Here is an 11706-nt window from a genome sequence, read left to right on the forward strand (position 1 = left end):
CGTGAATCTCCAGTTGCTCGATCGTGTCCGACAAAGGGATATTTGACATTCCAAACACTCCTGTTAGCGGTGCATTAAAGGAAGCCGTGGCAATTGTCACTAGCGGTTGCGAGATTTTGATGGCGCGGATAGGTTCGGCACGTAAAATTAAGAGGGGCTACAGCCAGAAGATGAAATTTGCGTCCACAGACAGCTACATAGCGACCGAAGATCTGACCGTTGCCGTTAACGCCGCCGTTGTTTTGCAACGCCCCTTGCTGGTGAAGGGCGAGCCCGGCACCGGAAAAACCGAGCTGGCGCGGCAGGTGGCGCAATCGCTTGGCATGCCCTTGCTGGAATGGAACGTCAAATCCACCACCAAGGCGCAACAAGGCCTCTATGAATATGACGCCGTCAGCCGCTTGCGCGACAGCCAGCTGGGCGACGAACGTGTGCATGACGTCAAGAACTACATCCGCAAGGGCAAGCTCTGGCAGGCCTTCGAGGCCGAGGAACGCGTGGTTCTTTTGATCGACGAGATCGACAAGGCCGATATCGAATTCCCCAACGACCTGTTGCAAGAACTCGACCAGATGGAGTTTTTTGTCTATGAGACCGGCGAGATGGTCAAGGCGCGCCACCGCCCCATCGTCATCATCACCTCCAACAATGAAAAGGAACTGCCCGACGCGTTTTTGCGCCGCTGTTTCTTTCACTTCATCCGTTTCCCGGAAATGGAGACCCTGCGCCGGATCGTCGAGGTTCACTTTCCCGGCATCAAGGACGGCCTGCTGACCGCCGCCCTCACCCAGTTTTACGAGCTGCGCGAGGTGCCCGGCCTCAAGAAAAAACCCTCCACCAGCGAGGTTCTTGACTGGCTGAAGCTGCTCTTGGCCGAGGATCTGGGCCCCGAAGATCTGGCGCGCGACAAGGTGTCCCTGCCGCGTCTGCACGGGGCCTTGCTCAAGAACGAGCAGGACGTGCATCTGTTCGAGCGTCTGGCCTTTATGGCGCGCGGGCAACGCTAGGCCACGCATAGACAGCCGGGGCGGGACGTGCGAGTAAACAAAAAAACCGACGGGCAGGCAAAGGCCGCCCTGTTTTGGGGGTAACTGAATGATCGTTTTGGGCGCAATTCTTATCGGGGCCATTCTTGGCGCCGGCCTCGCGCATAAGCGCGGCGGCAAGATGCTGGACAAACTGCAATATAGCGCCGGTTTCGGCATTGCCTTGGGTATTTTGGGCCTGTTTATCACCGTCTTTTTGAACCGCGCCTACTGATCCGATGTTCTTGCCCTTCTTCGAGACATTGCGAAAGCACGGGGTTCCGGTCAGCCTGCGCGAATACCTCTCCTTTCTCGAAGGGGTTGTGGCGGGGCTGGTCACCTATGACGTTGACGGGTTCTACTATCTGGCACGGCTGACGATGGTAAAGGACGAGCGGCACCTCGACCGTTTCGATCAGGCCTTTGCCGCCAGTTTCAAGGGGCTGGAATCGGTCACCCCCGAGGCCATCATCGACGCGCTGGACCTGCCCGAGGACTGGCTGCGCAAACTGGCCGAAAAGCACCTCAGTGAGGAAGAACGCGCCGCGGTTGAGGCCTTGGGCGGCTTTGACAAGCTGATGGAGACATTGAAAAAGCGGCTCGAGGAGCAAAAGGGTCGGCATCAGGGCGGCAATAAATGGGTGGGCACAGCGGGCACATCGCCCTTTGGTGCCTATGGCTATAACCCCGAGGGCGTGCGCATCGGCCAGAAAGAGGGCCGCCACGGCCGCGCCGTCAAGGTCTGGGACAAGCGCGAGTTCAAGAACCTCGACGATTCAGTTGAACTTGGCACCCGCAACATCAAGGTCGCCTTGAAACGGCTGCGCAAATGGGCCCGTGACGGTGCCGCCGATGAGCTGGACCTCGACCACACCATCCGTGCCACCGCCGAACATGGTTATCTCGATGTGAAAACCCGCCCCGAGCGCCGCAACGCCGTCAAGGTCTTGCTGTTCCTCGATGTTGGCGGCTCTATGGACCCCTATGTCAAAGTGGTGGAGGAACTCTTTAGCGCGGCGCGGTCCGAATTTCGACATCTGGAGCATTTCTATTTCCACAACTGCGTCTATGAGGGGTTGTGGCGCGACAACCGCCGCCGCTGGGATGCGCAAACCCCGACATGGGAGGCCTTGCGCACCTACGGACCAGACTGGAAATGCATCTTTGTCGGTGACGCCAGCATGAGCCCCTATGAGATCCTCCACCCCGGCGGTGCGAACGAGCATTGGAACCAGGAATCCGGTCAGGTCTGGCTGGAACGCTTTTGTCAGCAATGGCCCTCACACCTCTGGATCAACCCGACACCGGAACGTTACTGGGACCACAGCCATTCGATCCGCCTGATCCGCGACATCACCCAAGATCGTATGGTGCCGATGACGCTGGACGGGATCACCCGCGGAATAAAGGCCATGACCCGGTGACGCATTATTGCGCATCCGCCCTTTTCCACGGCTCATTGCGCCCCATATTCATTCCATGATCAAATTTTTGCCCATCCTGCTGCCCTTGCTCATGGCCTATGTCATGTACCGCTTTTCGGCGTGGCAAACGGGCAAGCATCTCGATAAATCCTCTGCCCCGCTGCGCGACCCGCAGTTGGAGCCGTTGCTGGACCGGATGGCCGCCGCCCTTGAGGTGCCAAGGATCGCGGTGCATGTCTATGATGTAGAGCCGGTAAACGGGCTGGCCGCCCCCGACGGGCGGATTTTCCTGACGCGCGGGTTTATCGACCGCTACCGCCAAGGGATCGTCAGCGCCGAGGAAATCGCCTCGGTCATTGCGCATGAATTGGGCCATGTCGCCTTGGGCCATACCAAACGGCGGATGATTGATGTGACGGGGCAGAACGCGGCCTTCATGATGATCGCGACCCTGCTTGGCCGGTTTATCCCGATCATCGGCGTCTTTATCGCCTCCTATGTGACGCGCGCCTTGGGGGCGGGCCTTTCGCGCCGGGATGAGCATGAGGCCGACGCCTATGCCAGCGCCCTTTTGGTCAAGGCGGGCATCGGGACCGCAGCGCAAAAATCACTGTTCACCAAGCTGGACCGGCTGACGGGCGCGGGGGGTGCCGAGGTGCCGCAATGGCTGCGCTCCCACCCGAGAACCGATCTGCGGATTGCCGCCATTGAGGCGCGCGAAAAGCAGTGGGGGCTGGTCTAACGCCCCTGAAACTGCGCCACCGTAATGCCCGCTGCCTGTAGTGCCTCCCGGACGGCCCGTGCAATGGTCACCGCATTTTCCGTATCCCCATGCAGACAGATCGTATCAATTGGCGTGGGGATATGCTTGTCGCTTTGGGTGATAATCGCCCCTGCGCGAAGCATCTTTACCATGCGCGCGGCGGCGGTTTCGGCATCATGGATCACCGCCCCCGGCAACTTGCGGTCAACCAATGTCGCATCATCATTATAGGCACGATCGGCAAAGACCTCGGCCACCCATGGGCCACCAAGCGCCTCTGCCGCCTCTTGCTGGGCCGTGGCAGAAATCGCCACCAGAATGATGTCGGGGGCCACATCCCGCGCCGCCTGAAAACAGGCCGTGGCGGTATCCGCATTCTCGGCGGCCATATTGGCCAAAGCCCCGTGCAGCTTCAAATGCCGCAACTTGCCGCCCGCCAAGGCCGCCATCCCCTGCGCAGCACCCAGTTGATAGGCAACCATATTCCGCAACTCGGCATGGCTTAGCGTCAGGCGACGACGCCCGAAGCCCTGCAGATCGGCAAAGCCCGGATGTGCGCCCAGCCCCACCCCCTGCTTAATGGCCGCCGCCATCGTGGAGGCCATCACCGAAGGGTCGCCCGCGTGAAAGCCGCAAGCGATATTGGCCGAGGTGATGATCGGCAAAAGCCCCGCATCATCGCCCATCCCCCAAGGGCCGAACCCCTCGCCCATATCCGCGTTTAGATCGACGGTCAGTGTCATAAATCCTCCGTTCCGGTAATCATCCCAGAGATAAGCTGATAGGACAGCAGATCCGCGATATCCTCTGGCGCGCGCAGGCGCGGGCGGCATCGGGCGGCAAGGGATTGGCGCGAGGCGCGATCTTTGGCCTCAATCTCAAGCGCCTGATCCAGTGTAACAAAGGCAAACCGCACAGCCGCCCCCGCAGGGAGCTGCGCCAGCATCGGCAGGTCAGCCGGAATAACCGTGCCAATACGCGGATAGCCACCGGTGGTCTGTGCCTCGGGCAGCAAGATATAGGGCGCGCCGTCACCGGGGATCTGGATATCTCCCTTGGTGATAATCTCGGACAGGATCGACTGACCCGACGACAGGCCGAACCCCTCCCCCTCGGGCAGCAGCCGCACGCCCTGACGGTTGGCACGGGCATCGCGGCAAAAGCAGGTACGGGTAAAGCGGGCCAGCGTTTCGGCATCAAACAGATCGGTCTGCAAAGAGGCCAATATCCGCGCGGTCCCGCCCTGAAACCGGTCCTGAACGGATAAAACCTCCCCCACCGGCCCACCGGAATCGGGACCAAGAGGCAGGGATTGGCCCGCCGCCAGCACCGACCCCAAACCCGCCGCCAGATGTACCGCCCGCGCACCTAGGACCGGCGCGGTATCAATGCCCCCGCCAAGCGTCAAATAGCCGTAAACACCCGCACGCGCGCCACCGATGGTCAAGGTTGCCCCCTCCGGCAACAGATGGCTTGCGTGCCATGCAATCGGTGCGCCATCAATCGCCGCCGCCATAGGCGCGCCCGTCAAGGCAATGCGCAGGGGGGAAGTGGCGGTAAAGCTGCCCCCGAAACCGGCCATTTCCAATGCGGCAAGATCAGGGGCCTGACGCAAAAGCGCCGCCCCTTCCGCCAAGGCCAATCTATCCGCAGCGCCCCCCCGCGACAGGCCAGAGGCAATATGTCCCGGTCGGCCAAGATCTTGAACTGTAACACCCGGACCGGCAGAAAGAATCTGCAAGACGCTCATCTGATCGCCTCCGGTTTTGCGCCGCCATTGCTGGCACCGTCACGCTGAATATTGGCATATTCTTCGGCAGAGACCGCATAGAACTGCACCTCATCCCCCGCGCGCAGGGCGAATGGATCGGGGGCCTCGGGCATAAAACACCGAAACGCGGTTTGCCCGACATGCCGCCAGCCCGTGGGGGAGGCATTGGCAAACAGCACAAACTGGCGCAGCGCAACGACCAAGGCACCGGCCGACACCTGCGGGTTGATCACCTCTTGTCGCGGGATATCCCACGCGGGGGGCAATTCACCCAGATACGGCTGGCCGGGCGCGAAACCAAGCGTCAGCACCCGCGTGCGGGCCGCTGACAGATCGGCAATCGCCTGTTGCACGTCAAGCCCTGCAAGCCCCGCCGCCTCGGCCAGCTGGGGTGCTGCATCCGTGCCGTAAAGGGTCGGAATGCGCCAGAAGCGACGGCCTTGGGGCGGCGGCGCATTGTACCAATCGCGACTGTCCAGTAAACTCTGTAACTGCGCGGTCAAATCCGCATGGCGCAAATGCAGCGGATCAAACCGCAGGTAAACCGATGTCAGCGCGCTTGAGGTTTCCTCTACCCCCGACCAGTCTTCATCCTCTACCGCCGCACGAAAGGTCAGGGCGGCGCGGTTTGCAGGCTCGGTCAACCGGTCGGCGAAACGCACCAACAGTCCGTCAAGGCCGACCGGCACAATGCGCGGCCATTCAAGGCTTTGGGGGGCTGTCGTCACATCCGCACCTTTTGCATATTCACACACCCATGCTGGCACCCGCACCCCCAAAGGGCAAGGCCCGCATCAGATCCGGCGCAGCGCCAGCACCGCGTTCAACCCGCCAAAGGCAAAGGCATTCGACAGCGCCACATCCACCCGCGCCGCCCGCGCCTCATTGGGGACCACATCCAGCGCGCAATCGGGGTCAGGGGCCTCATGGTTGATCGTCGGCGCAATCACCCCGTCCCGCAGCGCCATGATGCAGGCAAGCAACTCTACCGCGCCTGTGCCGCCGATCAAATGCCCGTGCATCGATTTGGTCGAGGAAATCATCAGCCCCTCGGCATGCGCCCCGAAAACATCGCGCACGGCGGCACATTCGGTCTTGTCATTGGCCGCCGTCCCCGTGCCATGCGCATTGATATAGCCGACCTCGCCCGCATCAATCCGCGCATCCCGCAGCGCCCCCGCAATCGCCCGCGCGGCCCCCTGCGCCGATGGCATCACAATATCAGAGGCATCCGAAGTCATGGCAAAGCCCACCACCTCGGCCAGAATTTCGGCCCCGCGGGCGCGGGCATGCTCCAACTCCTCAAACACAAAGACAGCAGCCCCTTCGCCCTGCACCATACCGTTACGGGTCAGGCTGAAGGGGCGGCAACCGTCCTGCGACATGACGCGCAAACCCTCCCAGGCCTTGATCCCGCCAAAGCACAGCATCGCCTCAGAGCCGCCCGTCACCATCGCCCGCGACATGCCCGCGCGCACCATATGGAACGCCTGCCCCATCGCATGGTTGGAGCTGGCACAGGCCGTCGCCACGCTATAGCTCGGCCCGCGCAACCCGTAAGCCATCGAGACATGGCTGGCGGCGGCATTGTTCATCAGCTTGGGGACGACAAAGGGATGCACACGGTTTTTCCCCTCGGCATAAACCGCGCGGTAGTTTTCATCCGAGGTGGTCAACCCGCCCCCGGCCGTGCCCAGCACAACGCCCGCCTCATCGCCAAGCGCGCCGTCAAACGACAGGCCCGATTGCGCCACGGCCTGTTTGGCCGCGATCAGGGCAAATTGGGTGAAGCGGTCATAAAGACCCAGCATCTGACGGCTGAAATGCGCCTGCGGGTCCCAGCCCTTGACCTGCGCGCCGATGCGCACAGAAAGGCGGTCCACATCGGGGATATCCAAAGGACCGATCCCGCAACGTCCCTCGGCAAAACCGGCAAATGTGCCCGCCACATCCTGTGCCAGCGCATTCACCGTGCCGGCCCCGGTAATCACAACGCGTTTCACGGCGTTTGCTGATCGATCAAGGCCTGCACCGCCGCGGTGATGCTGCGCACAGAGCTGATGTCGAAATTGCTCTCCTCGGGGGCATTGGCGTTGAATGGGACGGAAATCTCAAAGGCCTCCTCGATCGCGAAAATCGCCTCAACCAACCCGAGACTATCGACCCCGAGGCTTTCAAGCGTGCTGTCGGGTGTGACATCGGCCACATCCAGCATCGCCTGCTCTGCAATGATGTTGCGTATCTTTTCCTCAGTCGTCATGGCCTACACCTTCACGTTTTGTCAGAGCCTTGCACCGAGGTTTTCATCCAGCGCGGCAAGCGGCGCAAGGCCTTTTGCATCTCCAGATGGGTTTCCATTTTCACCGCCGGATAGCCAAGCAAAACCCGCCCCGCCGGTGCATTGGTAAAGATCTTTGTGGCCCCGCCCGCGATCACATCATCGCCAACGAAGATATTGTCATTCACACCGCATTGCCCCGCCAGAACCACGCGGTTCCCGATGCGCGACGACCCCGCAATCCCGACCTGCCCGCAAAGCAAACAGTCCTGCCCGACCTGCACGTTATGCCCGACATGCACAAGGTTATCGAGCTTGGTCCCATCGCCAATAGAAGTGTTGCGGATCGTTCCGCGGTCGATACAGGCATTCGCGCCGATTTCGACATCATCCCCGATGCTGACCGCCCCCAGCGAATGAATCCGTGTCCAGCTTTGTGCCGTCACACCGTCACGCTTGCCAAGGGTTTCGCGGATTTCCTCGACGCCCGATTTTTCCGGCGTCACAAAGGAAAAGCCATCGGCGCCAATCACCGCGCCGGGCTGGCAAATGAAGCGGTCGCCAATCTCTACCCGTGCGCCAATCCGCGCGCCTTGCAAAATCAGCGCATCCGCCCCGATCCTTGCGCCCTCGGCAATAGAGACATGGCTCGCAATCCGCGCATTGGGGCCAATCACCACCCCCGCGCCGATCACCACAAACGGCGCAATTGCAGCCCCCTCACCGATCTGTGCCGAAGGGTCCACCACCGCCATGGCATGAACGCCATCCGCGATCACCGGCCCTGCGTCCAACATCCGCGACAGTCCGGCCATCGCAAGCCGTCCGCGCGGCGCAAAAATCGCGGCCTTCAGACCCAAGGCCTGCCAATCGGCCCCCTGCCAAAGCAGCGCGGCAAGCGCGCGCCCCTTGCCGATACCATCCGCATATTTCGGATCCATCGCCAAGGCGAGATGGGCGGCCGAGGCCAAGGCAGGCTCTGCCGCGCCCTCGATCACGATGGACAGATCTCCCGCAGCCTCTGCGCCCAGGGCTTTTGCGATCTCAGCTATACTATGGCCCATAGCCGTCTCCTTTTCGGGGGCAAACCGCCCTTTGACCAAGGATTTAGCCTTGATGCGCCCCCAGTACCACCCCGGCATCCGTCAAGGCGCGAAAAATCGCAGCGTCACGCCCGTAAACATCCCGGCGATATTCCATCCGTCCCGAAGCCGATGGATAGGCCGTGAAATACACCAGATGTACCGGCACCGGCACCTCAAGGCTTACATTGGTTTCCCGGCCGCTCTTGAGATAGCTCTGGAACAGCCCCACCGGATCATCCGCCTGCGCCGCAAGCAGGGCATAGGCGAAATCGAACGGGTCGCTTAGCCGGATGCAGCCATGGCTGAAGGCGCGCACTTCGCGGTTAAACAACGACTTTGACGGCGTGTCGTGCAAATAAATGTTATAGACGTTGGGGAACATGAATTTCACCAACCCCAGCGCATTGCTGCTCGAGGGGGGCTGCTTCATCGAATAGGGAAAGGTGCGTGCCGAATAGGCCCCAAAATTGATCGACGAGCGCGGCACGACACGTCCCCGGCTATCCACAACATTCAAATGTCCCACCGCGTTCGGATTGCGCTGCATCATCGGCAGGTATTCTTTGGTTGTGATGGAACGTGGGATATTCCAAGTCGGGTTAATGACCAGATATTCCATCTCATCCGAAAATTCCGGCGACTGACGATCCGCATTCAGCGCCCCGATCACCGAACGGGTGGTAAAGGTCACGCGACCATGGTCAACGATCTTGGCGGTGAAATCGGTAAGATTGACCCAAATATGACGCGGGCCCCGATCGATGTTCATCCAGCGTTCCCGCTCCATCGCGACGATGACGGATTTCAGCCGTTCTTGCGGAGAGGTATTGAGCTGTTTGATCGTACCGGCACCGGCAACGCCATCTGCCTCCAAACCCATATCGGTCTGGAAGGCTTGCACCGCCTTCTGGATTGCGGCGTCATAGCTGGCTGTCACACTGCGCGGCAAATAACCCAGCGCCACCAAACGGTCGCGAAGCTGCATCACTGCGGGGCCCGTCGCACCGGGTTTCAGGCTTTGTGCTCCAATTTTCGGCCCCCAATCGCTGCGCTGTTCCAGTTCATATTTGGCACGCATCAATTGGGCATAGGCCTGTGTGCGCGGCGGCAGTGATTTGAGAAACGCCACCGGCCCCGAGGCCGCAAAAGCCTCTAGGTTGGCGCGGCGGTCGCGGACTGGCACCTGATGCTTGATTTCGTTCAAAACCTTGGCGGGAACCAGCGCACCGGTCTGCACATCACGCGCATAATCCAGCAGGGCGCGGGTCATGCGCACATCCAGCCGACCACGGTCGCCCTCGGTGCGCGCCGCCTTTGCCGCGGCAATCAAACCCGCCACATCATAGCGCGCGACCGGCAACCCATGCACACCCGCATTCGACAAAGCCGCCACCAAGGCCATGCGCCGGGCCTCGTGCTCTGGTCCTGTCCAGATCGGCGCATAGCCGGAATCATGATAGAATCCGGCGATCGCCTGATCGTCTGCCGCCGCCTCAGCGACCGATTTACGAAAGGCGCTGGCCTCTTTGTCGATAGAAAAAGCGACCTCTACCTGTGCCATTGCCGGATTCGTCGCAGCACCACCCATCAGTGCAAAGACAAGAAAAGCCTTCGCCCCTTGGATCAACGGGAGGGGAAGGACAGTGTGAAAACGCATAAGAACCTCTAGCAGCAGTACAACAAGGACCAAAGGCACCAAGATGCTGTGTGTGTCCACCATCAAACCTGTCAAAAGGGCGCAAACTGTCGCATTTCGGGCACATGGCATGTTTCTGCCACAGTATCCGCAACCCAAGCCTATGTTAAGCAAATTTTTGCCTATTGGGGCGCATCCTCTGCAAGGTGAGCAATCCGCTATTGGGTTGCGATTCGAGTTGTGTAATAAGAAAGGCGCACTTGGGCAGAGTAGCAATAAAGGCCACGCCAAAGTGGCACAATGCAAGTGACGGGACAGGCGTTCAGAATGACGAATGAAACATCGACAATGATCTCGCGGCGCGGGCTGCTTGGCGCATTTGCGGCAACCGCAGTATTGGCGACGCCAACATACAGCCATGCTTTCAGCTTCCTTCGCGGGGCCGGCGATATCCGTCGCTTGAAAATGTACTCCGGTCGTACTGGTGAAAATCTGGATACGATCTATTGGGTTGACGGCGATTACATCAAAGAAGCGATGGCCGAGATCAACCACTTCATGCGCGACTGGCGCACAGGCACCTCCATCGACATTGATCCGCGCACTGTTGATATCATGGCGGCCTCGCACCGTTTGATGGATGCATCCGAACCTTATATGATGCTTTCTGGCTACCGCAGCCCGAAAACCAATGCGATGTTGCGCTCCAAATCACGCGGCGTGGCCAAGCACTCGCTGCATATGGTCGGACAAGCAGCCGATCTGCGCCTGAAGTCCCGCTCTATCGGGCAAATGGCAAAAGCGGCCAAGGCCTGTGCATCCGGCGGTGTCGGCTCTTACAGCCGGTCAAACTTTGTCCATATGGATTGCGGCCCTGTACGCAGCTGGGGCGGCTGATCTTGCAAATATTGCAACCGAAGGCACCCTGAGGGGTGCTTTTTTTTATGGGCTATCGACAGCTGCCCACCCCAGGTGGCGGCTCTTATCTCCGACGGAACGTCAGATAGTGCTGCGGGCGCCCCTCACGGATCGCTTTTTGCTCATAGCGGGTTGAAATCCAATCCTCCCAAGGGGTTGCGGATTGGCTGACAAGGTCAAACCCCGCGACCGGCACCTCTTCCAAAGCCTGGCGCACATAATCGCAAATATCGGTCGCCACGCGGAACTCTGCCCCCGGTTTCATCACCCGCGCCAAGGGCAGCAGATGGTTCGGGGTTACAAACCGGCGGCGGTGGTGGCGCGCCTTGGGCCAAGGGTCCGGATAATTCAGAAAGGCTTTATCAATGCAGGCATCGGGGAGGATATCAAACAGCGCCCGCACATCCTCGGGGTGGACGCAAAGGTTTTCCACCCCCGCCGCCCGGATCTTACCCAAGAGCATCGCCACGCCGTTCACATAGGGTTCACAGCCGATGATCCCCACCTCGGGATAGCGCGCCGCCATATGCACAAGATGCTCGCCCCCGCCAAAGCCGACCTCCAGCCACAAGGGCCGCCCGTCGGCAAAGAAACCGGCAGGATCGACCACATGCCGGTCGGGGTTGTCGGCCTGACTGGTGCCAGCGGGACGCAGCGCTTCCAGATCCTCTTCCAGATAGGTTTTCTGGCTGGCCCGCAGCGTTTTGCCACGATGACGCCCATAGAAATTACGGCGCTCCGTTATTGTTTTGGTGTGATCGTCAGACATCTCGGCCCCCTTGGCTGCGCGCCGGCGTAGCCCGTCA

General features: G+C 60.5%; 13 protein-coding genes. 5 read left to right on the forward strand and 8 right to left on the reverse strand.

The window, feature by feature from the left end:
* The first annotated feature begins 170 nt into the window (after positions 1 to 170).
* From AKU94_RS10720 to AKU94_RS10735, 4 genes are all read left to right on the forward strand, one after another.
* A complete protein-coding gene (locus tag AKU94_RS10720) occupies positions 171 to 1007 on the forward strand; it encodes an AAA family ATPase (RefSeq protein ID WP_050527272.1) in 837 nt (278 codons plus the stop codon).
* 88 nt (positions 1008 to 1095) lie between these two features.
* Entirely contained in the window at positions 1096 to 1260 is a 165-nt protein-coding gene (locus tag AKU94_RS20025; protein WP_050527273.1) for a hypothetical protein, read from the forward strand.
* A gap of 4 nt (positions 1261 to 1264) precedes the next feature.
* On the forward strand, positions 1265 to 2449 hold the full coding sequence (locus AKU94_RS10730; RefSeq protein ID WP_050527274.1) for a vWA domain-containing protein: 1185 nt from the start codon (positions 1265 to 1267) through the stop codon (positions 2447 to 2449).
* A gap of 55 nt (positions 2450 to 2504) precedes the next feature.
* Positions 2505 to 3191, forward strand: coding sequence for a M48 family metallopeptidase (locus AKU94_RS10735; RefSeq protein WP_050527301.1), 687 nt, complete (start codon positions 2505 to 2507; stop codon positions 3189 to 3191).
* On the opposite strand, the gene AKU94_RS10740 is transcribed toward AKU94_RS10735, so the two are convergent.
* From AKU94_RS10740 to AKU94_RS10770, 7 genes are all read right to left on the reverse strand, one after another.
* A complete protein-coding gene (locus AKU94_RS10740) occupies positions 3188 to 3955 on the reverse strand; it encodes a LamB/YcsF family protein (protein WP_050527275.1) in 768 nt (255 codons plus the stop codon). The genes AKU94_RS10735 and AKU94_RS10740 overlap by 4 nt on opposite strands.
* Positions 3952 to 4962, reverse strand: coding sequence for a 5-oxoprolinase subunit C family protein (locus AKU94_RS10745; protein ID WP_050527276.1), 1011 nt, complete (start codon positions 4960 to 4962; stop codon positions 3952 to 3954). Before AKU94_RS10745 ends, AKU94_RS10740 begins: the two co-directional genes overlap by 4 nt.
* Complete coding sequence (locus tag AKU94_RS10750) at positions 4959 to 5711, reverse strand: 5-oxoprolinase subunit B family protein (protein ID WP_050527277.1); 753 nt, start codon at positions 5709 to 5711, stop codon at positions 4959 to 4961. Before AKU94_RS10750 ends, AKU94_RS10745 begins: the two co-directional genes overlap by 4 nt.
* Positions 5712 to 5777: 66 nt before the next feature.
* A complete protein-coding gene (locus AKU94_RS10755; RefSeq protein ID WP_050527278.1) occupies positions 5778 to 6986 on the reverse strand; it encodes a beta-ketoacyl-[acyl-carrier-protein] synthase family protein in 1209 nt (402 codons plus the stop codon).
* Positions 6983 to 7243, reverse strand: coding sequence for an acyl carrier protein (locus AKU94_RS10760; protein WP_050527279.1), 261 nt, complete (start codon positions 7241 to 7243; stop codon positions 6983 to 6985). Before AKU94_RS10760 ends, AKU94_RS10755 begins: the two co-directional genes overlap by 4 nt.
* An 11-nt stretch (positions 7244 to 7254) precedes the next feature.
* Positions 7255 to 8325 (reverse strand): UDP-3-O-(3-hydroxymyristoyl)glucosamine N-acyltransferase, encoded by a 1071-nt coding sequence (locus tag AKU94_RS10765; RefSeq protein ID WP_050527280.1) that lies wholly within the window; start codon positions 8323 to 8325, stop codon positions 7255 to 7257.
* A gap of 43 nt (positions 8326 to 8368) precedes the next feature.
* Complete coding sequence (locus AKU94_RS10770; RefSeq protein ID WP_408633690.1) at positions 8369 to 10003, reverse strand: L,D-transpeptidase family protein; 1635 nt, start codon at positions 10001 to 10003, stop codon at positions 8369 to 8371.
* Positions 10004 to 10309: 306 nt separating this feature from the next.
* Between AKU94_RS10770 and AKU94_RS10775 the strand changes: the two genes are divergently transcribed.
* Positions 10310 to 10879: a YcbK family protein gene (locus AKU94_RS10775; RefSeq protein ID WP_050527281.1), complete on the forward strand. Its 570-nt coding sequence runs from the start codon at positions 10310 to 10312 to the stop codon at positions 10877 to 10879.
* Positions 10880 to 10964: 85 nt separating this feature from the next.
* On the opposite strand, the gene trmB is transcribed toward AKU94_RS10775, so the two are convergent.
* Positions 10965 to 11669, reverse strand: a complete 705-nt coding sequence (gene trmB, locus AKU94_RS10780; RefSeq protein WP_050527282.1) for a tRNA (guanine(46)-N(7))-methyltransferase TrmB — start codon at positions 11667 to 11669, stop codon at positions 10965 to 10967.
* Positions 11670 to 11706 lie beyond the last annotated feature (37 nt).

The sequence above is a fragment of the Pseudorhodobacter aquimaris genome (assembly GCF_001202025.1).
In the GTDB taxonomy this organism is placed as follows: Bacteria; Pseudomonadota; Alphaproteobacteria; order Rhodobacterales; family Rhodobacteraceae; genus Pseudorhodobacter; species Pseudorhodobacter aquimaris.